Raw genomic sequence first — 24,301 nt, forward strand, 5'->3', positions numbered from 1 at the left:
TTATTATTTTTTCATCGTTTTATTTTTCATTGTTATTTTAAAGTTGACCCAAATCATGAGGTCTAAGCTATTTTAATAAATATAAAATTAAGATCAAATTAAAAATTGATTAATTTGCAACCACAATCTCATCAATAATTCATTTTGAATTTAATTTTTTCGGTGAGGGACGAAATCAAAAATTTAAATTCACTGATCCAAAATCTGCTTCGCATTCACAAAATATTCGTCTGCCCTACTCATCAAAAATTAACCAGTTTGATATACTTCCGCTTTCTTCTGTATCTCGATTATACCCTTCTGGTATAAGTAGTTTCTCCCATGCCAAACGTCCAACTTCTTGCTGTGTTGTACATGGTTCTCTCCATGACTTCATACCAGATCAGTGCATCCTTCGCCAAGCAACTTTTCCTGGTGCTTGATCCGATCACTGTCACTATTTTAAGACTCTGCTTTGCCGCCATTATTGTCTGTGTCATGTTCCGTTCCTGGAAAGTTATTCGACGTTTACAATTCCTGAAATGGCGGGATCTGCTTTGCTATAGTGCTTCTCTGGGTGTGATGAATATCCTGTTCTATATGTCGCTGGGTAAACTCCCGCAAGGAATTGCGGTCGGACTGGAATTTATTGGCCCGCTAGGCTTGGCCTTAATTTCGATTCAAAACCGCAAGGACTATGTCTGGGTGTTACTGGCAATTTTAGGTATCGTGCTGATGGTGCCATGGGGGGAAGCCAATAGCAGTAACTTTGATCTGTTTGGTGCAGCCTGTGCCCTAGGGGCTGGCCTCTGCTGGGCGCTGTATATCTATTTTGGGCAACGCGTGGTACAGCAAAATATCGGGATGCATGCACTGACGATTGCCATCAGTATTTCAGCCCTGTGTTTGCTACCAATCGGACTGTATAACAATGCTCCTGCGCTCATTGATACCCAATACTGGGGCAAGGCCATTACCATTGCAGTACTGGCAACCGCTATTCCTTATGCGCTGGATTTAAAAGCGCTCCAGTACTTGAATAAAACCAGTTATGGCACGCTTTCCAGTCTGTCTCCAGCTCTGGCAGCACTGGTAGGTTTTATCTTGCTGGGTGAAAAAATTACGCTACTTCAGACACTCGCGCTGGTTTGTATTATGCTGGCTTCAGTTGGCGTGACTATGCGGGAAGCGCGGCAGAAATATAAAACCCGGAAAATAGAAAGCTGAATAAATAAAAAAAGATGGCACTCTGGCCATCTTTTTTGTCATGAAAATTTGAATTTCAATATTAGCTTTTAACCAGCATGTCTTTTTTCATTTCTTTATAGCGCTGATATTCAGTTTTGTACTGATCCGCTAAAGCCTGTTTTTGTTCATCTCCCAGGATTTTCCCGGCCTGCTGAAAGAAAGCATGCTCCTCTTCTTTCAAATGATGATGAACCTTATCTGACAGTCTCTTGGCAATTGCAATCCAGCTTGGGCTACTAAATTCAGTTTCAGTCAGTTCCTCAATCATTTCATCCATTTCATGATGTTCTGCCAAGGCATGACGGGTAATGTTCAGGCCGGGATCTGTCATCATCAATGGAATATAAAAGTAACGGTCTTCTGCCGTTTCATGCGCAAACAGTTCATTCTTCAGCTGCTTGAACAACTCACGACGTTCTGGTGAATCCCCCGAAGTTTGCAGTAATTTTTCTGCCAGATCACGCTGGATTTCATGACTTTCCCTTAATGCTTCAAAAATGGTGGTCATGTAATTTTTCTCCTGTTTTTGTCATGCCTTTACTCCAGCATAGAGTGAAACAGGCAAATGGTCAGGAATATTTATAAGGCGAATTTGTATAAAAAACTTTAATATCGAGAATAGTTTACATCTATTTTTAGGCTAAAAACATCTGATAAGCCATACGGCAAATCAGCAAACTGACCAGGATCAGAAACAGAATCCGGATAAAACCGCTGCCATATTTAAAGGCCAGTTTAACCCCTAACAGCGAACCGCAAATATTCGCAGCTGCCATCATGGCACCCACCAGAAACAGGACATGACCTGTAGGAATGAAGAAGCTGAGTGCCGCAAGATTGGTAGTGAAATTGGCAATTTTCGATAAGGCTGAGGCATGCAAGAAATCCACGCTCAGATAACGGATAAAGAAAAAGATAAAGAAACTGCCTGTCCCCGGGCCAAAAATTCCGTCATAAAAACCGATGGCCAGGCTGCCTAGTGCTGCTAGTATCAGCATCTTTTTATTCAGCTTTTGTTCGACATGTACCCGTCCGAATTGCTTTTTCATGAATGTATAGATTGCAATCACGATCAGCATGATCAGCACAAAAGGCTTGAGAATATCCACCGGAATCAAGGTGACACTGGCTGCTCCAATAAATGAGCTAATAAAGCTGCACAGCGCAATTACACCAAGTAAAACCCAGGGCAGTTTGACCTGTCTAAGATAGGAAAAGGCTGCCGAGCCTGTACCAAAAATAGAGGCCAGCTTGTTAGTGCCAAATACTGTGGCGGGTTGCAGCTGCGGCAGGCTACTCATAATTGCCGGGATCTGGATCAGACCACCACCACCGACGGCAGCGTCAATCGCTCCTGCCATAAAGGCAAAAAGCACCAGACTGAGGATAATCTCGATGTCCATTGTTATTCAACGCGCCTAGAGATTAAGAACACGTTTGGGTACCAAACGTTTTTTATCCGTGATTTCAGCCAGACCTAAGCATTTCTCGCCATCAAAAACCAGCACCTGTGGCTCTGCCGGATGGTCGATATTACTTTCCATACCCCGGCTAAAATATTCTGCACGGCCTTCCGGTGCCTGAATCTGCGGGAAATGTTGTACCGGTGCATAAGCTGGCAGTAATAGTGCTTCACGTTCTGCCTCAGTCAAGCTTTCCAGATATTCAATGGTATAGCTTGGAATAAGGTCAAAATGACCAGTTTGAATCCGATGCAGATAAGTCAGATGACCATAAGTACCAAGTGCTTTCGCAATATCTTCGCCGAGTACCCGAATATAAGTACCTTTGGAACAGGTCACATCCAGCGTGATGCTATTTTCAGTAAAAGATAAAAGCTCAATTGCATAAATGGTAATTGGGCGCGCTTCACGCTCGATCTCAATACCCTTACGCGCCAGCTCGTACAGCGGACGGCCTTCTTTTTTCAGGGCTGAATACATCGGTGGCACTTGCTGGATTTCACCGACAAACTTGGCAATTGTCTCCTGAATCAACTCTTCATTCAGTTCAGGGACTGGCTTTTCCAGCAGAATCTCTCCTTCGACATCACCTGTCGTAGTGCTATGTCCCAGAAAAACTGTGGTCTGGTAACGTTTGGTTGAATCCAGCAGATAATGCGAAAACTTGGTCGCCTCACCCAGACAGATCGGTAAAAGACCGGATGCCAAGGGATCTAGTGCACCAGTATGTCCAGCTTTTTGCGCACGATATAACCAGCGTACTTTTTGCAATGCAGCATTCGAGCTGATGCCTAGAGGCTTATTTAATAGAAATACACCGCTGATATGACGACGCTGAATTTTAGGAGATGAAGCTTTCATGGCAAAAAGTCAGACATTTTATAAATTGGCGCAATGGTAAAACCCCTGTCAATTATTTACAACTTTTCTACAGCATATAAGGTGCAATATCTCCTATCCTGCCGAATGCAAAATTTAAAATAATCCAATAATTAAAATAAAGGTGCATAGGATATGCAGAAATATAAACTATGGATCGTGATTGCGCTCATCGTATTGTGCTTGATTACCCTGATTCTATGGCTTGCTCCTAGGGATGAAGCACAGGCACGTGTCTCAGGCCCGCAATCCACCAATGAAAGCAGCGCTCAACAGGCAGCAGCACTGGCCAATGGCCCTGTAAATAATATATTCCTGAGTCCAAGCCAGCAGGATACGGAAATTAATTGCCAGATGCAGATGGATGCCAGCAATCGCCTGATTGCCAATGAACAGACCCGTAACTGTTTTGAATATTTTATTACCCAGTATGGGGAAAAAACCCTCGAACAGATCCAGCGAGATTTTAAAACTTATATTCAGCAAAATTATCAGGAACCTGCACTTTCACAAGTTCTGGATCTTTGGGACCGTTATATCCAGTATCGTCAAGGTTTGGGAGAATTGACTCCACCTGCAGGTCTGGATCAAGAAGATCCAGCTTACTACCGCAGTATCTATGCCAGCACCCAGAACCTGCGTAAACGCTTTTTCTCTGATTATGAAATTGAAGGACTGTTTGGCACTGAAGATACCTATCATGAATATACCTTAGACCGGATGGCAGTCATGGCGGATAAAAAGCTGAGCGAAGCAGAAAAAGCCCAGAAGCTAAAAGAACTGTTTGCGCAGTTACCGCAGGACTGGCAAGAAAATCTGGAGCAACTGAATAAACTGGAAGATCTGCGTAAACTCACCGCTGATATTAAAGCCCGGGGTGGTTCTGCGGAAGAAATCCGTCAGATGCGCCTGAATCTGGTCGGTCCTGAAGCAACCCAACGTCTGGAAAAACTTGATGATGAACGTGCGAATTGGAAATCCAGGGTGACGCGTTACTTGGGCGAGCGCGATAACATCCTAAAAAGTGGCCTGAGTGAAAATGCCAAACAGCAGGCAGTTGATCAGTTGCGTCAGAAACATTTCCAGCGCCCTGAAGAACGGCTTCGTGTAGGTACATTTGAACAGGTACATGATCAGGGTGGGACCCTACCCTTTGCCAATTAATTTTCAGCTAAAATTGCTCATTGACGCCGTAGCTACACAGTACTGCTACGGCGTCGAATATCTTCTCTTATTCCCTTTTTTTTTGTCTCATCTCTTATATAAAAACAGTAACGCTGACCCTCTATTTTGAGAGTTTGACAGAGCCATTTCCCTCTGAAAGCCTTGATTTTCTTGGGCTGATTACTTTTTTTAACATTGTTATTTGTTTCTAACTATTTCAACCTAAACATTCATCAATCTTATATTTCAAGGAGTTAACAATAAAATACACACGTATATAAATTGTAAATTTATGGACTCATAAATGCTCATCGGGCATGGCCCGAAATGACATGGAATTGGCTCATCAGCATGAAAAAATGCTTCTGCTTCAAAATAATAATTTTTGCACGTGATTGAAGATTAGGTCTGCACGATCGAGACATCCAACTTCAATATTTATCGCGCATCAATACTCCCGAGCAATGATTGCTTTTTATAACAATAAAATGAACAAAGGAACGGTTATGCGTACTTTTATTAAAACAACACAGATGCTGGCGCTTTCCTTGGCAGCAGGCCTCGGTTTTGGCTTTTCAACACAAACCCAGGCGGCAGCAAGTGCAGTTCAGGTCACTGAAAAAGCCAAATCAGACTATGCCAAAACCAAGTATCCTATTTTGATGGTGCATGGCTGGTTAGGCTGGCAACGCATAGGTACCGATACCATTGGTTTAGATTACTGGTATCAGATTCTGCCGGATATGGCTCGTAATGGTTCGACCGTGTTTGCCGCCCAATTGTCGCCTGCCAATACCACGACCCACCGCGGTGAACAGCTCATTCATCAGGTCGATGAAGTGCTGGCAATTACAGGGAAGGAAAAAATCAATCTCATCGGTCACTCACATGGTGGTCCGACAGTACTCTATGTGGCAGCAACTCGACCGCAGCAGATTGCATCCATTACAGGGGTCGCAGGCACCTATCATGGCTCTAAAGTGGCCGATGATATTCAGAACAATACTCTTACCCGCACTGCTTTTAATGTTCTCGGTGATTATATTATTGGGCCACTGATCGCACTGGGACAGTTCAAACCTGAACTGGAAATTGATTTCGATGCATCCATCAAATCCCTGACCCAAACTGGCTCCAGCTCTTTTAATGCCAGCGTGGCCAAACAGATGGTGCAGGATGGTGTCTTAGCCTCCACAGAAAACTGTAATAAGAACCTGAAATCAAAAGACCGTAACGGTATCTATTATTATTCTTGGACCGGTGTGGCTCAAGCGACCAATGCACTGGATATCGATACCATCCTGATGCAGCTTGGCCCTTTATCTTACGGCAATAAAGACAACGATGGCATGATTGCCCGTTGTAGTGCATTCATTGGTAAGGTGATTAATGACCAATACAAGCTGAACCATACCGATCTGGCCAATATGATGTTTGGTCTTAAAGGCCTGTTTGCTCCGGATCCAGTTGCAATGTACCGTCAACATGCCAATCGTTTAAAACTTCAGAATCTATAATTTTCATCGCCCTTCTATCTGCGGATATAAGGGCTTTTTCGTTATTTTCACTTAAAAAAATAGGGAGATAAAACACTCAAAACGCTTAATGGGTCAGCTTTTCAGCTGGCTATTCCCCACATTATGGCGAGGATCGCCTTAACACAACAATAAGAATGAGGAAATAATGATGAAATATGGAGTATTAACGGCAGGTCTGCTCATGGCAGCGGCCTGTTTCACGACTCATGCCTCCACTCAGGCCAGTCAGGTGACGGCGAAAGCCAGTTCACAATATGCCAAAACCAAATATCCGATTGTATTTTCACATGGTATGGCGGGTTTCATCCGAGTTGGCACTGATCAGTTTGGACTGGATTACTGGTATCAGATTTTACCTGATCTGGCCCGTAATGGTGCGAATGTCTGGGCGACACGGGTCTCCCCTTTTAACTCATCTGAAATTCGCGGTGAACAACTTTTGGAGCAGGTCAAGGAAATTGCTGCAATTACCGGTGCAGATAAAGTCAACCTGATCGGACATTCACATGGTGGACCAACGATTCGTTATGTGGCTGGTTCAGAACCTAAACTGGTGGCTTCATTAACCACAGTAGGTGCACCACACAAAGGTTCGCCGGTTGGAGACCTGATTTTAAAAGCTGAAGGGACTGCTATTGAAGCGCCACTGGTCGGTACGATAAATCTGGTTTCTAAAGCCATTACCTGGGCCCAAGGTCTGGATCCAAACTCTTATCCGCATGATTCACTTGCGGGTGGCGGCAGTTTAACGGCATCAGGTTCTGCGAAATTTAACCAGAGATATCCAATTGGTATACCCACCACCGCCTGTGGTGAAGGTGCATATCAACAAAAAGGTATCTACAACTATTCATTCACAGGTGTAGGCCAAGTTACCAACCCGCTCGATCCTGATTCAGCACTCAAAGTTACAGCCCTGCTCATTGATGGCGGCAAGGAAAATGATGGTCTGGTCTCCCGCTGTAGTGCCAAATTCGGTAAAACCATTCGGGATAACTACAACTGGAACCACCTGGACGAAGTGAACCAGTTACTCGGGTTAAAAAATGTCTTTGCTCCAGACCCAGTCGATGTTTATCGCCAGCATGCCAACCGCTTAAAACTGCAAGGTTTATAGAGCTACACAAGCCTCTATTCATCCAGAGGCTTTTTCCATCTTATTTTTCTCCAAATTTTTTCTTGAAATTTACTTGTTAATCATGATTAAACTGCATATAAAATATTCATCAAATATAAAAAGAACTGTGAAATAAAATAAATGCAGATACCTTCTATAGAAATCAAAAACAGATTTAAAAGAACCTGCCCCTGTTGCAAACGAAAAGTGATTAATCCTTTTCAATTTAAAAAATATGAGCCTTATTATTGTCCCTCTTGTCATCGACATATTATCGCAAATGTATGGATCAGTATTTTACTGGCTATCACACAATGTTTTATTTGCATTCAACTTTTTAATGCAGGATTCCAGTCTTGGGGATATTTTGTATTATTCCTGATGTTTATTCATAAAATTTTCTTGGATATTTTGGATGCCATGATCTTGCCTTTGCAGGAACATTTCGAATAAATCCAAATAAAAATCAGGCATAAAAAATGCGCCCAAAGGCGCATTTTTTGCTTAAAAGCAAGGCTAAAATTAACCTTGTTTACGAGCTGGTAATTTTTCACGAATACGTGCAGCTTTACCAGACAATTCACGTAGGTAGTAAAGTTTAGCACGACGAACGTCACCACGACGTTTCACTTCGATTTTAGCAACGATTGGAGAGTGAGTTTGGAATACACGCTCAACGCCAACACCGCTAGAAATTTTACGTACTGTGAACGCAGAGTTCAGACCACGGTTTTTCTTAGCAATGACAACGCCTTCGAACGCTTGTAGACGTTCACGGTCGCCTTCTTTTACTTTTACTTGGACAACTACTGTGTCACCTGGTGCAAAAGCTGGGATGTCTTGTTTAAGCTGAGCATTTTCAACAGCTTGTACTAAAGGATGCTTACCGCTCATGGGGTATCTCCAATATGTGCGAGTCAGAAGAGGTCTGATTATCGCTGGGTATAGAGGCTAAATCGCATAGACCCGATTGACTTTCCCTTTATGCTTGACCGCTTCAATGCATAAAGAGCCTATTTTAAATATTTAAACAACATTGCTTAAATACAGATTTGGACAACAGGATTAGTTGTTGCCACTTTTTAAATCTTTTAGCCATTTCTTTTGCTGCTTGGTCAGTTCAACTTTTTCTACCAATTCAGGCCGGCGTTCCAAAGTGCGCTGATATCGCTGCAAAAACCGCCATTTCTCAATATTGGCATGATGTCCCGATTTCAAGATGTCCGGTACATCCATACCTTCAAAATGGTCTGGCTTGGTATATTGTGGGCAATCTAACAGACCATCCACAAATGAGTCTTGTACGTGTGATTGTTCATCTGACATTGCACCCGGAAGTCTCCGGATAATACTGTCCAATAAAACCATCGCAGGGAGCTCACCACCCGATAACACGTAATCTCCAATCGACCATTCCTGATCAACATATTTCTGGATCAAACGTTCATCGACACCTTCATAACGTCCGCACAATACAATCAGTCCGTCATATTTAACGAAGTCCTGTACCGCAGGTTCATTTAAGGTTTTTCCTTGTGGTGACATATACACCACAAGAACGTTAACTGCACCCGCTTGCGCTGCAAGCTCTTTGGCACGATGAATTGCTTTCGCTAATGGCTCAGCCATCATCACCATACCGGGACCACCACCAAATGGACGTTCATCCACCCGTTTATAGTTCCCTTCAGCAAATTCTCGTGGATTAATACAATGAATTTGCATCAAATCACGTTTTGCTGCGCGCCCGCTAATACCGTAGGCTGTAATCGCTTCAAACATTTCAGGAAAAAGCGTAATGACTGCAAAGAACACCGCAGACTCCTCATTTTCCTGCTGCGTTAACCCTTTTTAAGGATTAATAATCTACGCCCCAATTTACGTAGATACGACCAGCTTCGAGATCAACCCGCTGTACCACATCTTTATGCCATGGAATCATCCGCTCTTCGCCATCAACGCTATCAGCAGTAGCGCGAACTACCATCACGTCATTGGCACCTGTTTCAAACATTTCATGGATTTGACCGAGATTCACTTCCTGTTCTTCTTCATCCAGACCTAACACAGTTAGACCTTTTAAATCAGACCAGTAATACTCATCCACGCCTGGTTGAGGCAGTTGCGATTTAGAGATCCAGACATTAGCACCCACCAGGCCGTCTGCTGCGGTACGATCACTCACACCTTTTAGCGAAACAACCAGGCCCTTGCCATGTGGTTTCCAACGTTTTACATCGACAATTTGCCAACCTGCTTTGGTCTCAATGTACCAAGGAAGGTAATCAAATATATTGCTCATAGGTTCTGTATTGGAATAGACCCAGAGCCACCCATTTAATCCATATGCTGAACGTAACTGTCCAATCTGAATACGATCTTCGGGAACATTCTGTGTTGGTGTCATGGGCTACCTGCTACCTTAAAATTAAGCAGCAGCTGCAGCTTTCTTAGCTTGAGCAGCTAAAGAAGCAACACGTTCAGAAGGTTGAGCACCTTGTGCTACCCAGTGAGCAAAACGGTCAGCATCTAAACGAAGTTTTTCTGCTTTACCTTGCGCTGTAGGGTTGAAGAAACCGATACGTTCGATGAAACGACCGTCACGTGGATTGCGGCTATCAGTTACAACGATTTGATAGAATGGACGCTTTTTAGCACCACCGCGAGTAAGACGAATAACTACCATGATACAACCTTATAGTTTTTACGGATTATCCCTGTACCGACCATCGATACATTTCAAACCCCTTTCATAGAGGGCAGTATTTTACGCGAAGTTTGCCCTGAATGAAAGATCAAAAAGTGTTTATCCGCAGTTTTGAATTTAAATTAGCGGCCGTCCCAGTTGGAAGTTGCAGATGGAACGCAAGCTGTACCACTATTCTTATCAGAACCCTTGGTCCAACAGCGCTGCCCACGATGATTTAATACCAAATGACCATCCGTACTTTGTGATCCTGTTGGTGTTGCAGTTAAAGTCCACGTGTTTGCAGTTACTCCAGTTAGAGTAACTGTATAAAGTGCTTGTCCTTGGCGTGGAATTGTTAATGGAACTGTTTCTCCAATATTTGCCAATGTAATGGGGTTTCCATCAGCTTGTATAAACGTAAAATTGGCAACTTTGTAGCGCTGCAATTTACTAGCAAGCTCCATAAGCTCTGCTTGAGCTTCAACACGTTTTGTTTTGCGTACATATTCCTGATAAGAGGGATAAGCTATTGCTGCCAAAATAGCAACGATTGCCACCACAATCATAAGTTCAATCAATGTAAATCCAGAGAAGTGTTTTTTTACCATGCCTCACTCCCTGTTGTATCTGTCCCACAATCTGTGAATGTCACATTGCTGCTGGTTTTATTTTTACAACGAATTCCATTACTACTCATTAAGAAGCTAAAGTTTCGACCATCATTGTGCACAGCACGTATCACCCAACTCGTCCCGCTTGCTGCTGTTGCTGTAAGAGCTGGATTTCCCGCAGCACCATCTCGAACCACAAAAGTGTAGTTTTGAACAGCATTGGGAGTAAGATTAAAACCTAAATAATTAAAATTACGTGATTTCCAACGTTCAAGTTCACTTGCTAAGCGCTGCACCTCTTGCTGTGCTTGTGCTGCGTTAGCTCTACGTGCATATTCCTGATAGCTTGGAATAGCGATTGCTGCAATAATTGCAACAATCACCACCACAACCATCAGCTCAATTAAGGTAAAACCTTTCTGAATAGATAATGCATTATTCATATATCTGCCCTACCTAATCGAACTAATTTTTTCATACCAGCGTTGAGGAATTAAACAAACTTGAGTTGGCTCCCCTTCATTACCTCCAGACTGGTTATAAACTCTGACTGAATCTGCATTCAAGCAATAATTTTTCTCACTTCCACCACCAGTACCACCACCAGTACCACCACCAGTACCGCCACCAGTGCCACCACCACCAGTACCACCACCAATTACTGCAATAGTATGAATACCAGGGCCCTGATTATCTTTACTAAACCAATCATTGCCAAATTTACTTGGTTCACATTGCCCGTAAGGTAAGCAAAAACGAGTTACAAAACTTTCTCCTTTCACACCTGCCCCACAGTCGCCCGAAATACCTGGCTTAGATCCATCAAAAGTAGAAACATGCAACACCGACTTCATCGCCACTGGCGTACCATATACTTTTTCACTTTGTACTTTAAAAGATTGGAATGGATAATACCAACCGTTGCTACTCGTATATGGTGCTTTTAAATCCGAATCATTTTTACGGTCACTTTCAGTAATTAAACCCAAGTCATTTTTACGTATATTTCGTGTGGTATAACTATATCCTGTCTTATATAGATCTCGATTAGCAACATCTTTATCATAAATATTAAATATTGCGTCTTCGCTATAGCCTGAGCCATTGGTATATTCAGCTAAAGGTGAGCTTCTATTACCACTACCTATGGATACCACTGCAAAAGTATCCCCAGTCTTTGACTTATATAAGGAAAAAGCAGGCATATCATAAAAACGTGTTTTCTTCCCACCTGTGACTGTTAAATCCAACAGACGCACAGGACTCTTTGCAAAAGCACCTAAAGTCTTCGTTTTATTGTCCAAATCAATACGGAATACCTGCCCACCCAGATCACCAAAATATAAATGATCAGTTAAACCATCACTGTCACGGTCGACCGTTCTAATTTCACTGACTACACTATATTTTAAATCATCATGATGTGTTCTTATCACGCCCGAATCTGTTGAAGCACTGCTACTGGATCCTGCATTAGCACTCGCCCACCACAAGAGTTCTCCATCGTCAGCATCAAACATATAAACACCAGCACCGCGTTTATTGTTCTGCACATATTCATCATTTTCATAACCAGTATAGATGCCTTTCAGACCAGCGGCATCTTTAGCATTACCATCCACTCCGCCAGCATCATAGCCGCCACCAACGAACATCACTTGTGTTCGTTTTCCTTTCCAATTTACCCACGCCAAACGTGGTTTAGACCAACTTTGCCCCATATAGCTTAAAGGCCCTGAGGTTGCAGCATCAGGATTAATATGAAACTTGAGTTTAGGATTATTCATATCTTGCAAATCGAGTGCATAATAGCTACGCCCACCCATGCGTAAGCCGCCATATACATTCAATTTACCTTCTTGGCTATATGCACCTTTTCCTACAACCAATTTACCTGTTGAATTGACAGCATATTCAGTATAAGCCGTCCAAGGACCATCAACCCCATAATAGAGCTTGCTCAAACCACCATTAGATAACTCTGGTATTGAAAAAGCTTCTTTTTGACTCTCAAGCATTTCATTTGGTACAAAAGCAAATTTTTCATCACCTGTTTTGGCATCTACAACATGTAATAAACCTTGCGTTGTACCAAATAAGACAAAGTCTTTACGTTGGGTTGTATCAAGCTTGTTATCTATAAACTTAATTTCACCCTCTGTTGTTAATAAAACAGGAGATGAATGCATTACAGCACCTAACTGTCGAAGCTCTTCCACGGCGCCCAAATTACTTATCGTGCTTGGATTATTGAGTTGACTTTCAGACAGCTTATATCCTAAGAGAGACATTAAATACCCTCTATATGGATCATCTTTTGTGCCTGCCTGAGTTAAATAATCTAAATTGACACGTTGTAGATTCGTACCGCTTTCAAACGCAGAAGTTGTTGTATTAAAAGTACGGTTTGTGAGTAGTTTACGAGAAGCTATATCTGGTGCTGTCGTATTGCTACGTAATTTAAGTTGTTCAAGCACCCCCCCTGAGGAGGTTGCATCAGAAGTCCAATAATCACTTACATCTTTTTTAATCGCTCCACGATCATCAAAAATACTTGCTCCACTTTTACCCACCAATTTCCCTGAGCTATGTACCAAGTATTTTTTCAAATTCCCCAACCATAATTGAGTTGGTTTTTCTGGTGTAGGTTGAAATTGTGGGAAATAAGCATTGTTTTGCAATACGGACGGATTCAGCGCATCCGCAGGAATTGTAGGTGAACCTGTGGTAACCGAAGGGATTTCTGTACTTAAGCTGCTAATAAAATCATTTACGCTATTTACGACATCTTGTGACTCATTACCTGAATACCAACCGCCTTCTCCAATAATTCCCCAACGTGCAGCATTCTTAATATCATTTGCCAAACTATTCCCTGACAAATTCGCATTATTAACGGTTTGTAAATTTTGATCTTGAGATAAACTTTTATCGTAAGAACTTACTGAGTTGAATGCCGACCCAAAACCAACAACAGCTGTTTTAATGGTCAACGAACTCGGGTTAGACGTAGCGTCTAATAAAGATTGTGAGAACTTGCCAATACAGCTCCATGCCCCATCAGTTCCATAAGTTGGGTTGTTAACTTCTGATAATAAGCTCCCATCACAATTAAAATTTGTATTATCAAGTGCACGCCCCATTAAACTACTCGCAATACTCACTGAACTTTGGTTGGGTTCACCATCAGTTAATACATATATACCTTGACCACTACACTGCCTCATCTCTTCAGTCTGTCTCAAGGAGTTAGGTTGAAGATAATTACTTCCATTGTTAGTCAAAGGATCTGATGATGAAAAACCGCTATAAGCTGAATCTGCAATTTTTTCTTTATAAAGATAATAATAACCACCAGAAGTAATATAATAATCGAAATCAGGAGTAGAAGTGTACGTACTTGAATATCCACCACACCCTCCTGTAGTTGTAGGCAATAGACACTTGTAAAATCTTGAAGGATACCCTGTTGGCAATCTACCAAGTATACCACCTTCTGTTTTACCTGTAGTTGTACCCAATAGATATGCAGCAGCTTCTGCATATGCATTTGCTGTCGGAGTTCGCCCTGTGGCCTGGAAGTCAGAAGACGCTATCGTCTCAAGAAGCAATTGTCTTTGGGTTTTCGACCCAACTAGCTCACCTAATGGTCTTGCTGGAATACGCACCCGTCCTGTATTTCCTTGAAAGGTACTTAATCCAATAACTTTTGTATCATCCAATCGCTCAATATTTTTTTCTGCATTCCCATATAACAAATCAAACATCCCATCTTTTACACGCGTAATACGATCATAATAGCGGTGTGCACTGTTTGAACTGCCATTCTGGCACCATTGCCGAATATAACTTGGTGCACCAGCAATGTATGTTTCTGTCGCAGACCTTATTGTGCCAGCACTCACCCCTTTTGGCAGGTCACATGCCCCCCCTCCACCTCCTGCTTTTCTGTCCATACTTCCTGATAAGTCCAGCAAAAACATTAATGTAATATCACCAGACCTTGCAGTCTGATAAATATCAATATCACTTGCCTGTGCAATACCACTTAAAGTTGTACCCGTCACCACGGCGCTAATACTGGTGGCAAGTAGAGTCCGAATATAAGCTTTGTGCAAAGCATTTTTCTTCATTTTATTCATTTTCTTACTCCAATATTAACTAAAGTCTTGAGCAATAACATACTCATTGACATGTGAGGCAAAAGGAATATTTAAACTGTCTAGACACTCGGTTACACTTAATCTCTCAGGTGCATTTTCATTCACTGTTGTACCATCAGGAATCGTCACTTCATTCATACGCTGTTGTAAGCATTCGTTAATACGAGTGCGATCTACATTGCTAATGCCAGGCGTAATAGACACAGCAAATACTTTTACAACTTTCACCGCCTCCAGACGCTTTAATACCTCCTCATCAGTGTTATAAAGTGCACCAAAAAAAGGATCTGTGTCAGGCATACTACTTGGAAACTTAACCGCAACCTGAGTCATTGTTACTCTACGACCACTGGTAAAGAAATTACCTGTTTTCTCAACATCACAATAACCATTGGTCCCCATCATATCGTTGGTTGGCGTCGTATCGCCTTCGCGCCACTGCATTAAACTTGCCTGATTTAAGTTAAAGAAATCAGTGTTTGTTCCCCTAAAACAAAACACCATTTCCACATCCTTTCTATTAGGCGTATCTATAAATCCGAACATACCATTAGAAGCTAGACTACGAAGTAAGTTACGTTCTTCTTCTACATTAAAAAAAGCCGCATCTGAGTTTTGTACAAGTAATTGTTGCACCTGACTATTGGTTGCAATATTCAACCCAACCATACTTTGACGAATCGCTAAAGTTCCAATAATGGTAATTGCCACCAAAAAAATCAGAACAATAATTAGGGTAGAGCCCTGTTGTCTAAGCTTCATTGCCCACGCCCTCCAAAAGTGTTGCGCAATGCAACAGTCTGAGAAACAACCTGACGAACATATCTTGCATTAGTATTTGTAGGCACTGTGACCGAAACTGTTTGGTCTAACACTCTAAATTGTTGGTCATCTCTGATTAAGTTATCACGCCCAACAGTTTGTGCAGAACGTACTAACGCGCCTATCTGTAACGATAGAATACGTGGCTTAGGTGCAGCCAGCGCCATATACTCATCTACTGGAACATATTGATAACGACCATTGTTTTCTATTCCTAGCAATACACGAAAATGATCCACTCGCTTCATAATAATTTCACCACCTCCGCCAAAACCCGTTACAGCTGTTGGGTTTACTCGTGTGCCACTCGCATTCACATGTGGCTCAGCATACCAACCAGCATCACAGGCTAACGCCAAAGTTTGGTTCGGCTCATCTGCAGAAGCATTCGTGTCTGTCCGCAAAAAATAACGCTGTACAATAATTCTTTTAGGTAAAGTTATAGCAAACTGAATAGGGTTTCCCTCACAATCAAAACCACCAAACCATTCACCATCCACTTTTATATATTGAGGTCTATATTGGATCACTAATTGATCACTCATTAAGTCATCACCAAGATCACACCCTTCAGAATCTAAAGCACACTCTACATTTGAATCATGCAAAGCACTTCTAGAAAGTAAATTTTCATTTGCAGAGTTACCAGTAATTGTTCTAAATAAATTGCTCAGCGGAATTGCTGGAGTTGAATTGTCTTTATCAGCATTTATAGAAGAGGTTAAAACCACGCCACCATAGGAAGTACGGTCATTAATTACAGCTTGATCTACATTTAAATTTGCTAAACGAATATCTTTTGTGATTTGATTTAGACCAAAGTTGGCATTATCTTGCACATCAGCCATACCTCGCTGCAAAAAATAGCCCTTCTGTCCTGTGAAAAATAACAAAATTGCAGATGCAGTAATCACCAAACCTAAAGCAAGTGCAATCATGAGCTCAATCAGGGTAAAGCCCTTCTGCTTGGTCATCTCAATACACCTCCATAATTAGGCAAGTAGAATTAGCATTATAGGCTGCGCCATTTGTACAATCGTCAGCACCATCCCCATTGGTTGCACTTGTATCATTCCACGCCACATAAATACACTGACGCTCATTAACATTACCCTGACAAGGCAACATGTTCACTGTCATACCTATCGTTTCTGCTTTAACAGCGACTTGCGCGACATCAAAATCAGCCATTTCTGTAGAGTTACAATTTTCTTCAATACAGTTCCTTGCAAAAGCTCTTAAAGTGGCTTGTGTTGCAATTGCTTGCCCCGCAGGACAGGTAATAGATGTATCTGCATTCCTAAACTCACAAACATACTCCCCCACTCCCCCACGATTCACCCTGATTCTTTCAGCCAAGTCTCTTGCAATATTTACAGCTTGCACTCTATAGGTGCTCTCAGACGAAGCCTCAATAGCTCGATATTGCAATGCCACAAAACCTAATACACCTAATGCAAGAATAAGTAATGCCACCAAGATTTCAACCAAACCCACACCACGTTGCTGACCCATTGTTTTCATTAGCAAGTCCCCTCTGCAACCTGTTGAATCGTCCCCATTCTAGAAATACTCACAATTCTTGAAATAGATCCACCTGCCTCATTACAGATATTAAAAGTTGTGTCGCTATTCGCCCCCCGAACACTCCCGTTAATTGCAAATTCGATTGAAGTAGGGCTTGAAACTAATATTGCATTACCTTTCGGCATCCAATTTAATTCATCTTCAGTATTTCCAACTGGAGTATCCAACCGAGCTGTGCTGAGCTGCACCTCTACTACTCTACGCTCAAGCACGGCTTTTGCCCTTGCTTGAGTCAATACAGCAATTAACTCTTGGCTACTACTATTTAAGTTTTGTCGGAGCATCATGTCTCTGAATACAGGAGCCGCCATCATCGCCACAATCGCCAGCACCGCAATCGTGACCATCAACTCAATTAAGGTAAATCCCTGACTTTTTCGCATGCTCTCCCCCTAGGCAAAAATGTTGGCCCAGTTAAAATCATACTTATTAAAGTTACAAAAACTACACAGAACAGATAAAAGGCACAAAAAAGCAGATGACTGTCATATCACAATCATCTGCTTATTTTTAAAAGAAAAATTAGATTGTTATCTATTTCTCAGTTTAAGCCTGAGTTACAGGAATACGTAACTCTTTCGGTAAACTAAAGGTAATGTTCTCTTCACGACCGGCAAGCTCGGTAGGGGCGGTTGCCCCCCAGTCCTGCAAGCGCTGAATCACCTGTTTAATTAAAATTTCTGGTGCAGACGCGCCGGCAGTCACACCAATTTTCGTTTCAGGATTAAACCAGGCCTGATCCAGCTGATCGGCATTATCGACCAGATACGCCTGTTTGCCCATGCGTTCGGCCAGTTCACGTAAACGGTTCGAATTCGAAGAGTTTGGTGACCCGACCACCAGCACTACATCACACTGACTGGCCAAATCACGCACCGCATCCTGACGGTTCTGGGTGGCATAACAGATATCATCTTTACGCGGCCCCTGAATCTGCGGGAATTTCTGGCGCAAGGCATCAATCACTTTGGCAGTATCATCAATCGACAGCGTGGTTTGCGTAACAAACGCGACTTTTTCAGGATGACGCACGCTTAAAGCCGCAACATCTTCTTCATCTTCGACCAAGTAAATGTCACCACCATTATTTTTATCATATTGTCCCATGGTGCCTTCAACTTCTGGGTGGCCCTCATGACCAATCAGAATCGCTTCCACCCCTTCGCGGGCATATTTGGTCACTTCAATATGTACTTTAGTGACTAGAGGACAGGTCGCATCAAAAACTTTTAAACCACGGCGTTCGGCTTCCTGTTGTACAGCCTTAGACACACCATGTGCACTGAAAATCACGATATTGTCATCTGGCACTTCATCTAGCTCATCGACAAAGATCGCACCACGTTGACGTAAATCATCTACGACAAATTTGTTATGTACCACTTCATGACGCACATAAATGGGTGGATTAAAGCATTCTAGGGCACGGTTCACGATCGCAATGGCACGATCCACACCGGCACAGAAACCACGCGGGTTAGCTAAAACAATTTCCATAGAAATCCTCAATACTCACTCAATTTATGGCGCTACAATTGAAATAAATGTAAAACAATCGACATACAACTATTTAGTTTAAAGCCGGTCTACTCTAAAATAGAGAAGATATTTTATCATATCAGGAAAAATATCATGTCGGGTCTCTTGTTTGTCGTTTCTGCAGCGTCTGGAACGGGCAAAACATCCCTCGTTAAAGCATTACTTGAACGCGTCAACAATCTTCATGTTTCTGTTTCTCATACGACACGCGGTCAACGACCTGGCGAACTCGATGGCGTACATTATCATTTCTCGACTAAAGAAGACTTTTTAAATCTGGTCGAGGAAGGTGGTTTTATTGAATATGCCGAAGTCTTTGGTAACTATTACGGCACAGCGCAAGCGACTGTAAAAGAACAACTTGCCAAAGGTCATGATGTATTACTTGAAATTGACTGGCAAGGTGCACAACAAGTTCGTCGACTTTTTCCTGAATCTAAACAGATTTTTATTCTTCCGCCAAGCCAGTTTGATTTGCGTCAGCGTCTTTCCAACCGTGGTACAGACTCTGTTGAAGTGATTGAACACCGTCTTAGCTGTGCAGTCGAAGATATGCAGCAATACGTCAACTTTGATTACGTCATTATCAATGATGACTTTAATAAGGCATTACATGATCTTGAATCTGTGATTATCGCCAATCGACTGGTGCTTTCCCAGCAAGCGACCCGCCATGAAAAATTGATCCAGGCTCTAATTACTCCAAGCGAACAGTGATTAAAACTTGAGTCTCCAGACAAAGCATTTTATACTGTGCAGTCTGTTGAAATTTACTATTCAAAACGAGAATTCTTATGGCACGCGTAACCGTTGAAGATTGTTTAGACCATGTAGACAACCGCTTTGAGCTTGTACTAGTGGCAAGCAAACGCGCGCGTCAATTGGCACGTCAAGGCATTGAACCAACTGTAGAATGGGACAATGACAAACCGACTGTAGTTGCTTTACGTGAAATCGCTGCAGGTCATGTATCAAAAGATATTTTGAAACAACGTGATCAAGATTATCAAACTTCAAGTTTAGACCTTGCTCTTTCTGCAAATAATCTAAATTTAGATGGTTTTTCTTTCCAATAAGAAAATAAACCATTCCAAAAAGCCTAGTTTTAAACTAGGCTTTTTTTGTTCTGTGACTTTTATATTTTGCGCAGAACGGTTATAACATAAGGGTTAGCTCTAAAGTCAGTATAAATTTTTCACTTGTTGATATGAAAAAACTGACCCACTTTATGTTATACATTTCATACGAGCTTTCTCTGTTTTATTTGTTAAAAAATCCAGTTTTAAAGGTGTTTTATGCCAGGCCCACAGGTCAGTGAAGCTAAGCAACAGTTAAAAATCATCATCGACGCGTACTTAAGTGAAAGCGATGTCGAACGTGTGCTTGCGGCCTGTGATTATGCCGATATCGCCCATGATGGCATTACCCGTAAAAGTGGTGAACCTTATATTCTGCACCCTATCGCGGTGAGCTGTATTCTGGCCCATATGCGTCTGGATACTGAAACCTTAATGGCAGCGCTGCTGCATGATGTCATTGAAGATACCGACTTCAATAAAGATGACATTACAGAAAAATTTGGTAGTACGGTTGCAGAGCTGGTTGATGGTGTCACCAAGCTCAGCCATTCCAGTGATAAAGAATATAATAAAGCGGCCTCTTTCCGTAAAATTCTGCAAGCGACTCTACAGGATCCACGTGTCATTATTGTGAAACTGGCAGATCGCTATCACAACATGACCACGCTGGAAGCATTACGCCCGGATAAACGCGCCCGTATTGCCCGCGAAACCTTTGAAATTTTTGTTCCAATGGCACGCTTGGTCGGCATGAATGAAATGGCTGATAATCTGGAACATCTCTGTTATCAGAATCTGGATCTGGATATGTATAACGATGTCCAGGCTGCCCTTCTAGAAACCAAGCCTAAACGTTGTGAATATCAGGCCAAATGGGAACAGAAACTTAATGAACTGCTTCAGCAATATGCCATTGAAGGCCGGGTTAAAAAGAAAAACAATAATATTGAGCTATTACGCCACTTTGTAAAAAATGATATTGATCTACAGGAACTTACGCATAGCCACGCATTTGAAATTATCTTACAGAGCATTGCCGACTGTGACCGTCTCGCAGATATTCTGACTGAGAGTTTTACGGTTCAAAATTATCAGGATAATATCCGTCGCCCTCTTCCGGGCGGCAACCAGTCTTTAACCATGCGCTTAAAAGGCGAAAAGACTACTTTATCGCTGACTATTCAAACTGAACTAATGCGTAAAGCCGCACGCTTTGGTGTCGTACTTGGTGAAAATGCCCCTCAAGCCTGCCGCTCTGCTATTCAGGCATCTATGCAAAACCTGAACGTACTCGTTGATGGCGAATGTGCCAAAACCACGTTCAGCGAATTACTGGATTATTTGCATCAGGAAAAAATTTGGGTTTATACCCCTCACGGTCATCTGCATGAATTACCGCAAGGTGCGACTGCAGTTGATTTTGCCTATGCTGCCAGCCTGTTCTTGGGTAACCATGCTATTGGTGCCAAAATTAATGGTGAAACTAAACCACTTTCTACGCCATTATTAAGTGGTCAGGTGGTTGAAGTCATCACTGACGTTCTTGCAACCCCAAACCCGGACTGGCTCAGCTTTATTAATACCCAAAAAGCCCGTCGTGCGATTCAGAATATCCTGCGTGATCAGGATATTGATGAACAGCGTCTTGTGGGTCAACAGGCCCTCAACCGTGCTTTAAAACTTTTCCAGTGTTCTATTCGTGATCTGACCGAAGCTGACTGGAAAAATGTACTAGAATGGCGTCATGTATCGACTAAAGAGCAACTATTTGAACAGATTGCTGTAGGTGACTTATTACCACAACTGGTTGCCAACCATTTATTTGCACATGACCAGCATCAAAATGCGAACAGTTCAGGTCGCCTTATTCAGGGTACAGAAGGTGTAGATGTTAAATACGCACATTGCTGCAACCCGGTACTTGGTGATCCAATTCAAGGTCATCTGACTCGTCGTGGCTTAATTGTGCATCGTGCCCGTTGCCATAATTTATTGCAGGAACAACATATGCATCCTGAAAATATTATGCCTCTACAATGGACGACTGAAGATTTGGATGATGTCAGCTTTACTGCCTATCTCTGTATTGATCAGGCCATGGACGATGAACAGATTTCCGATCTGATTTATCAATGTCGTAAAGGCCATACAGGTGTAGAGATGGTGCGTAATTATGATGGCAAAACTTATGTAAATATTGTGGTGCATAACCGTAAACAGATTGCCAAGATTATTCGTGATTTACGCATGCATTTTGGTTTTCCGCGAATTATCCGCTTAGAACAACCGCTCAATATTGCTGAAACCTCTAAAGCCAGTTAATCATTTAAAACGATAATGCTTTTGTCAGTTGAATTGATCTAATATGATGTATGTTGATGTTGACATCCTCCAGCTAAAGCAAGCGGATTCCTACTGCTAGACGCTCATGCCCAAGCGCAAGTATGTTCTTAGCGGAATTTAAATCACGATGATTTATACTTCCACACTCACATTCCCATACTCTTATTCGCAAATCTGTTCTACCTTTGGGACTGCTAGAGGTGATTTCACCGCAGCACGAACAGATTTGGGTTGTGAATTTCTCACTGACTTCCTCAAACAATACCCCTGCGTTCTCGCATTTATACTTGAGCATTGTTTTCAGTGCTGAAAATCCTGTGTCCAAAACAGATTTCGCCATCTTGGTTTTTACAAGTTTGCTCGCACTTAAGTCACCTACAACAATCAGTGCATTTTCTTTCACAAGCAGAGTGCTTGCTTTATGCAAATGGTCTTTACGACAATTGGCAATTTTAGCGTGTAATGCACGTACACGTTTTTTATTTCTTGCTCTTTGAGCAATCCCTAATTTCTGCTCGTAATTACGGTAAAACTTAGGATTTGAAATTACAGTACCATCTGAGCAGGTGGCAACGTCTTTTAGACCAAGATCAATACCAATCGCTTTAGTTGCCGTTGGTTTGTCTTGTTTAGGTGAGTCCACAACAAGACACACATACCAGCGCCCACGACTATCCTCAACGAATGAGCCTGTTCTCACGCTGTATTTACTTATGCCGTAGCTATCCCATAGCTTAAATTTCTGCTTGCCGTATTGCACATATCCATCAGCATATTTAATCGCTACTTTTTTAAATGGTATCCAACCAAGCGAACGTCTTGCTGACTTCTTGTTACTCACACGCCATTTCAGCTTTGCTTTCTTGTGTTGTCTTCTTTTATCAACATATTCTTCTGTTATCCCTTGCACTGTTTGACTATGCAAACCACACAATTTTGAAGTTCCTTTTGTGTATTGAGTCATATCAAATGCTGAGAAAAAGTCACCTGTTCTTTTCAGGTGTTTGAAACTCAAATCATTCACATAATTCCAAACAAAGTTCACCTCAGATGCTAATTGGTCTAGCACCTTGCAATGTTTGTCTTTTATGCGTAATTTAAGTGTTTTCATGAGCTTATTTTAGATCATGTTAAATTAAAGGTGTTGATTTTAAAAAATTCAACGACATTTTATGTCGTATCGCTTATATCTCTGCCCTGAAGGACAGAGTTTTACGCTCCATTTGATAAAAGGAGAAATTAATGTTCCGCCAAGTAATCCATACTGAAAATGCCCCTGCTGCCATTGGCACCTATTCGCAAGCCATTCTTGTGGGCGATACCCTGTATCTATCTGGTCAAATAGGTTTAGATCCATACAGCATGGAACTGGTTGAAGGCATTGAAGCACAGATTCGCCGTGTATTCGATAATTTAAAAGCCGTCTGCGAAGCGGCCGGTGGCTCTCTGGCAGACATCGCCAAACTGAATATTTATCTGACTGATTTATCGCACTTCCAGCTGGTGAATCAGATTATGGGTGAATATTTTGCCCAGCCTTATCCAGCACGCGCAGCACTCGGTGTTGCCAGCCTACCGAAAGATGCTCTGGTCGAGATGGATGGCGTAGTCATCATTCAGCAATAATTTTTAAAATTTATGTAACACCTAAGCTTCTATATTTCGTTTGCAATCATGAATCACTCAAGCAAAAACCCGAGCAATAATCGGATTTTTGCTTGAGTGATATTTTTTTATCTAAATCACCAATCACAATAAAAGCTATTTCAAATGATTTTTATTGACAAACGATAACAATTATCAATAATATTACTTATCTTATTTAAACACTGTGGTTGTGTCCTATGTACGTTTGTTTATGCCGTGGCATTACAGATCAAGACATTAAAGATGCTATTGCAAATGGCGCTGAAAATTACCGTGATGTACGTGAAATGCTTGACCTAGGTACATGTTGTGGTCGTTGTGCTCCTGAAGCTCGTATGATCATCAGTGATGAAATTTCCCAGATTGCTGCACGGCTAGCGGTTGCTGCCTAAAGCGGATAACGATAATTATAAAATCAATGGTCTCGTATCAT

The 24,301-nt window shown here is 42.0% G+C and carries 25 protein-coding genes; 9 read left to right on the forward strand and 16 right to left on the reverse strand.

Features of this window, described 5'->3' with window-relative positions; translation table 11 throughout:
- The first annotated feature begins 321 nt into the window (after window positions 1–321).
- On the forward strand, window positions 322–1,206 hold the full coding sequence (locus FOC32_RS02445; RefSeq protein WP_175966193.1) for an EamA family transporter: 885 nt from the start codon (window positions 322–324) through the stop codon (window positions 1,204–1,206).
- 61 nt (window positions 1,207–1,267) lie between these two features.
- Here FOC32_RS02445 and FOC32_RS02450 read toward each other — a convergent pair whose 3' ends face one another.
- From FOC32_RS02450 to truB, 3 genes are all read right to left on the reverse strand, one after another.
- Window positions 1,268–1,735: a hemerythrin domain-containing protein gene (locus FOC32_RS02450; protein WP_005233643.1), complete on the reverse strand. Its 468-nt coding sequence runs from the start codon at window positions 1,733–1,735 to the stop codon at window positions 1,268–1,270.
- A 127-nt stretch (window positions 1,736–1,862) separates the two neighbouring features.
- Window positions 1,863–2,630, reverse strand: coding sequence for a sulfite exporter TauE/SafE family protein (locus tag FOC32_RS02455; protein WP_004787054.1), 768 nt, complete (start codon window positions 2,628–2,630; stop codon window positions 1,863–1,865).
- 15 nt (window positions 2,631–2,645) lie between these two features.
- Window positions 2,646–3,551 carry a tRNA pseudouridine(55) synthase TruB gene (gene truB, locus FOC32_RS02460; protein ID WP_175966195.1) on the reverse strand — a complete coding sequence of 302 codons (906 nt, stop codon included), beginning with the start codon at window positions 3,549–3,551 and terminating at the stop codon, window positions 2,646–2,648.
- A 153-nt stretch (window positions 3,552–3,704) separates the two neighbouring features.
- Here truB and FOC32_RS02465 point away from each other — a divergent pair, with 153 nt between their 5' ends.
- The 3 genes from FOC32_RS02465 (at window position 3,705) to FOC32_RS02475 (ending at window position 7,388) form a co-directional block, all read left to right on the forward strand.
- Window positions 3,705–4,733: a lipase secretion chaperone gene (locus FOC32_RS02465; RefSeq protein ID WP_175966197.1), complete on the forward strand. Its 1,029-nt coding sequence runs from the start codon at window positions 3,705–3,707 to the stop codon at window positions 4,731–4,733.
- 506 nt (window positions 4,734–5,239) lie between these two features.
- Window positions 5,240–6,250: an esterase/lipase family protein gene (locus FOC32_RS02470; protein WP_175966199.1), complete on the forward strand. Its 1,011-nt coding sequence runs from the start codon at window positions 5,240–5,242 to the stop codon at window positions 6,248–6,250.
- A gap of 169 nt (window positions 6,251–6,419) precedes the next feature.
- Window positions 6,420–7,388 (forward strand): lipase family alpha/beta hydrolase, encoded by a 969-nt coding sequence (locus FOC32_RS02475; protein WP_175966201.1) that lies wholly within the window; start codon window positions 6,420–6,422, stop codon window positions 7,386–7,388.
- A 522-nt stretch (window positions 7,389–7,910) separates the two neighbouring features.
- Here the strand turns inward: FOC32_RS02475 and rplS are convergent.
- The 12 genes from rplS to ispH all read right to left on the reverse strand — a co-directional run bounded on the left by rplS (window position 7,911) and on the right by ispH (window position 18,757).
- Complete coding sequence (rplS, locus tag FOC32_RS02480; protein ID WP_004787066.1) at window positions 7,911–8,282, reverse strand: 50S ribosomal protein L19; 372 nt, start codon at window positions 8,280–8,282, stop codon at window positions 7,911–7,913.
- A 171-nt stretch (window positions 8,283–8,453) separates the two neighbouring features.
- Window positions 8,454–9,203: a tRNA (guanosine(37)-N1)-methyltransferase TrmD gene (trmD, locus tag FOC32_RS02485; RefSeq protein WP_175966203.1), complete on the reverse strand. Its 750-nt coding sequence runs from the start codon at window positions 9,201–9,203 to the stop codon at window positions 8,454–8,456.
- A gap of 43 nt (window positions 9,204–9,246) precedes the next feature.
- Entirely contained in the window at window positions 9,247–9,795 is a 549-nt protein-coding gene (gene rimM / locus FOC32_RS02490; protein WP_004787070.1) for a ribosome maturation factor RimM, read from the reverse strand.
- 21 nt (window positions 9,796–9,816) lie between these two features.
- On the reverse strand, window positions 9,817–10,074 hold the full coding sequence (gene rpsP / locus FOC32_RS02495; protein WP_004809941.1) for a 30S ribosomal protein S16: 258 nt from the start codon (window positions 10,072–10,074) through the stop codon (window positions 9,817–9,819).
- A 143-nt stretch (window positions 10,075–10,217) separates the two neighbouring features.
- On the reverse strand, window positions 10,218–10,685 hold the full coding sequence (locus FOC32_RS02500) for a type IV pilin protein (RefSeq protein WP_175966205.1): 468 nt from the start codon (window positions 10,683–10,685) through the stop codon (window positions 10,218–10,220).
- Window positions 10,679–11,131, reverse strand: a complete 453-nt coding sequence (locus FOC32_RS02505) for a type IV pilin protein (RefSeq protein ID WP_175966207.1) — start codon at window positions 11,129–11,131, stop codon at window positions 10,679–10,681. Before FOC32_RS02505 ends, FOC32_RS02500 begins: the two co-directional genes overlap by 7 nt.
- Window positions 11,132–11,140: 9 nt before the next feature.
- Entirely contained in the window at window positions 11,141–14,830 is a 3,690-nt protein-coding gene (locus FOC32_RS02510) for a pilus assembly protein (RefSeq protein WP_175966209.1), read from the reverse strand.
- 15 nt (window positions 14,831–14,845) lie between these two features.
- Window positions 14,846–15,613, reverse strand: coding sequence for a pilus assembly PilX family protein (locus FOC32_RS02515; protein ID WP_175966210.1), 768 nt, complete (start codon window positions 15,611–15,613; stop codon window positions 14,846–14,848).
- Window positions 15,610–16,647: a PilW family protein gene (locus tag FOC32_RS02520; RefSeq protein ID WP_175966212.1), complete on the reverse strand. Its 1,038-nt coding sequence runs from the start codon at window positions 16,645–16,647 to the stop codon at window positions 15,610–15,612. The genes FOC32_RS02515 and FOC32_RS02520 overlap by 4 nt, the downstream gene beginning before the upstream one ends.
- 1 nt (window position 16,648) lies before the next feature.
- The gene (gene pilV / locus FOC32_RS02525; protein WP_175966214.1) at window positions 16,649–17,197 is read right to left on the reverse strand and encodes a type IV pilus modification protein PilV; all 549 of its coding nucleotides are present in this window, start codon (window positions 17,195–17,197) and stop codon (window positions 16,649–16,651) included.
- On the reverse strand, window positions 17,197–17,643 hold the full coding sequence (locus FOC32_RS02530; protein ID WP_175966216.1) for a pilus assembly FimT family protein: 447 nt from the start codon (window positions 17,641–17,643) through the stop codon (window positions 17,197–17,199). The genes pilV and FOC32_RS02530 overlap by 1 nt, the downstream gene beginning before the upstream one ends.
- A gap of 163 nt (window positions 17,644–17,806) precedes the next feature.
- A complete protein-coding gene (ispH, locus tag FOC32_RS02535; RefSeq protein ID WP_075167883.1) occupies window positions 17,807–18,757 on the reverse strand; it encodes a 4-hydroxy-3-methylbut-2-enyl diphosphate reductase in 951 nt (316 codons plus the stop codon).
- 135 nt (window positions 18,758–18,892) lie between these two features.
- On the opposite strand from ispH, the gene gmk reads away from it, so the two are divergent.
- The 3 genes from gmk (at window position 18,893) to FOC32_RS02550 (ending at window position 22,200) form a co-directional block, all read left to right on the forward strand.
- The gene (gene gmk, locus FOC32_RS02540) at window positions 18,893–19,516 is read left to right on the forward strand and encodes a guanylate kinase (protein ID WP_004787090.1); all 624 of its coding nucleotides are present in this window, start codon (window positions 18,893–18,895) and stop codon (window positions 19,514–19,516) included.
- 77 nt (window positions 19,517–19,593) lie between these two features.
- Window positions 19,594–19,875: a DNA-directed RNA polymerase subunit omega gene (rpoZ, locus tag FOC32_RS02545; RefSeq protein WP_004650579.1), complete on the forward strand. Its 282-nt coding sequence runs from the start codon at window positions 19,594–19,596 to the stop codon at window positions 19,873–19,875.
- Window positions 19,876–20,094: 219 nt separating this feature from the next.
- Window positions 20,095–22,200: a RelA/SpoT family protein gene (locus FOC32_RS02550; protein ID WP_175966218.1), complete on the forward strand. Its 2,106-nt coding sequence runs from the start codon at window positions 20,095–20,097 to the stop codon at window positions 22,198–22,200.
- Window positions 22,201–22,273: 73 nt separating this feature from the next.
- Here FOC32_RS02550 and FOC32_RS02555 read toward each other — a convergent pair whose 3' ends face one another.
- Window positions 22,274–23,332 carry an RNA-guided endonuclease InsQ/TnpB family protein gene (locus tag FOC32_RS02555; RefSeq protein WP_004787095.1) on the reverse strand — a complete coding sequence of 353 codons (1,059 nt, stop codon included), beginning with the start codon at window positions 23,330–23,332 and terminating at the stop codon, window positions 22,274–22,276.
- A 131-nt stretch (window positions 23,333–23,463) separates the two neighbouring features.
- Here FOC32_RS02555 and FOC32_RS02560 point away from each other — a divergent pair, with 131 nt between their 5' ends.
- Together FOC32_RS02560 and FOC32_RS02565 are read left to right on the forward strand one after the other, a co-directional pair.
- Window positions 23,464–23,847 carry a RidA family protein gene (locus FOC32_RS02560; protein WP_004787096.1) on the forward strand — a complete coding sequence of 128 codons (384 nt, stop codon included), beginning with the start codon at window positions 23,464–23,466 and terminating at the stop codon, window positions 23,845–23,847.
- A 218-nt stretch (window positions 23,848–24,065) separates the two neighbouring features.
- Window positions 24,066–24,260 (forward strand): bacterioferritin-associated ferredoxin, encoded by a 195-nt coding sequence (locus FOC32_RS02565; RefSeq protein ID WP_159122679.1) that lies wholly within the window; start codon window positions 24,066–24,068, stop codon window positions 24,258–24,260.
- Window positions 24,261–24,301: the final 41 nt, after the last annotated feature.

It is taken from the genome of Acinetobacter sp. FDAARGOS_724 (assembly GCF_013364475.1).
GTDB classification, from domain to species: Bacteria; Pseudomonadota; Gammaproteobacteria; order Pseudomonadales; family Moraxellaceae; genus Acinetobacter; species Acinetobacter variabilis.

What these genes read in the sequence shown, in the direction of transcription:
- gmk (WP_004787090.1), top strand. Translation starts at nt 18,893, where the DNA reads ATGTCGGGTCTCTTGTTTGTCGTTTCTGCAGCGTCTGGAACGGGCAAA.
- FOC32_RS02450 (WP_005233643.1), bottom strand. Translation starts at nt 1,735, where the DNA reads ATGACCACCATTTTTGAAGCATTAAGGGAAAGTCATGAAATCCAGCGT.
- rpsP (WP_004809941.1), bottom strand. Translation starts at nt 10,074, where the DNA reads ATGGTAGTTATTCGTCTTACTCGCGGTGGTGCTAAAAAGCGTCCATTC.
- FOC32_RS02520 (WP_175966212.1), bottom strand. Translation starts at nt 16,647, where the DNA reads ATGACCAAGCAGAAGGGCTTTACCCTGATTGAGCTCATGATTGCACTT.
- FOC32_RS02560 (WP_004787096.1), top strand. Translation starts at nt 23,464, where the DNA reads ATGTTCCGCCAAGTAATCCATACTGAAAATGCCCCTGCTGCCATTGGC.
- FOC32_RS02515 (WP_175966210.1), bottom strand. Translation starts at nt 15,613, where the DNA reads ATGAAGCTTAGACAACAGGGCTCTACCCTAATTATTGTTCTGATTTTT.
- FOC32_RS02530 (WP_175966216.1), bottom strand. Translation starts at nt 17,643, where the DNA reads ATGCGAAAAAGTCAGGGATTTACCTTAATTGAGTTGATGGTCACGATT.
- FOC32_RS02510 (WP_175966209.1), bottom strand. Translation starts at nt 14,830, where the DNA reads ATGAATAAAATGAAGAAAAATGCTTTGCACAAAGCTTATATTCGGACT.
- FOC32_RS02500 (WP_175966205.1), bottom strand. Translation starts at nt 10,685, where the DNA reads ATGGTAAAAAAACACTTCTCTGGATTTACATTGATTGAACTTATGATT.
- FOC32_RS02550 (WP_175966218.1), top strand. Translation starts at nt 20,095, where the DNA reads ATGCCAGGCCCACAGGTCAGTGAAGCTAAGCAACAGTTAAAAATCATC.
- FOC32_RS02505 (WP_175966207.1), bottom strand. Translation starts at nt 11,131, where the DNA reads ATGAATAATGCATTATCTATTCAGAAAGGTTTTACCTTAATTGAGCTG.
- ispH (WP_075167883.1), bottom strand. Translation starts at nt 18,757, where the DNA reads ATGGAAATTGTTTTAGCTAACCCGCGTGGTTTCTGTGCCGGTGTGGAT.
- FOC32_RS02465 (WP_175966197.1), top strand. Translation starts at nt 3,705, where the DNA reads ATGCAGAAATATAAACTATGGATCGTGATTGCGCTCATCGTATTGTGC.
- FOC32_RS02555 (WP_004787095.1), bottom strand. Translation starts at nt 23,332, where the DNA reads ATGAAAACACTTAAATTACGCATAAAAGACAAACATTGCAAGGTGCTA.
- FOC32_RS02565 (WP_159122679.1), top strand. Translation starts at nt 24,066, where the DNA reads ATGTACGTTTGTTTATGCCGTGGCATTACAGATCAAGACATTAAAGAT.
- FOC32_RS02470 (WP_175966199.1), top strand. Translation starts at nt 5,240, where the DNA reads ATGCGTACTTTTATTAAAACAACACAGATGCTGGCGCTTTCCTTGGCA.
- pilV (WP_175966214.1), bottom strand. Translation starts at nt 17,197, where the DNA reads ATGAAAACAATGGGTCAGCAACGTGGTGTGGGTTTGGTTGAAATCTTG.
- truB (WP_175966195.1), bottom strand. Translation starts at nt 3,551, where the DNA reads ATGAAAGCTTCATCTCCTAAAATTCAGCGTCGTCATATCAGCGGTGTA.
- rimM (WP_004787070.1), bottom strand. Translation starts at nt 9,795, where the DNA reads ATGACACCAACACAGAATGTTCCCGAAGATCGTATTCAGATTGGACAG.
- rpoZ (WP_004650579.1), top strand. Translation starts at nt 19,594, where the DNA reads ATGGCACGCGTAACCGTTGAAGATTGTTTAGACCATGTAGACAACCGC.
- FOC32_RS02475 (WP_175966201.1), top strand. Translation starts at nt 6,420, where the DNA reads ATGAAATATGGAGTATTAACGGCAGGTCTGCTCATGGCAGCGGCCTGT.
- rplS (WP_004787066.1), bottom strand. Translation starts at nt 8,282, where the DNA reads ATGAGCGGTAAGCATCCTTTAGTACAAGCTGTTGAAAATGCTCAGCTT.
- FOC32_RS02445 (WP_175966193.1), top strand. Translation starts at nt 322, where the DNA reads ATGCCAAACGTCCAACTTCTTGCTGTGTTGTACATGGTTCTCTCCATG.
- FOC32_RS02455 (WP_004787054.1), bottom strand. Translation starts at nt 2,630, where the DNA reads ATGGACATCGAGATTATCCTCAGTCTGGTGCTTTTTGCCTTTATGGCA.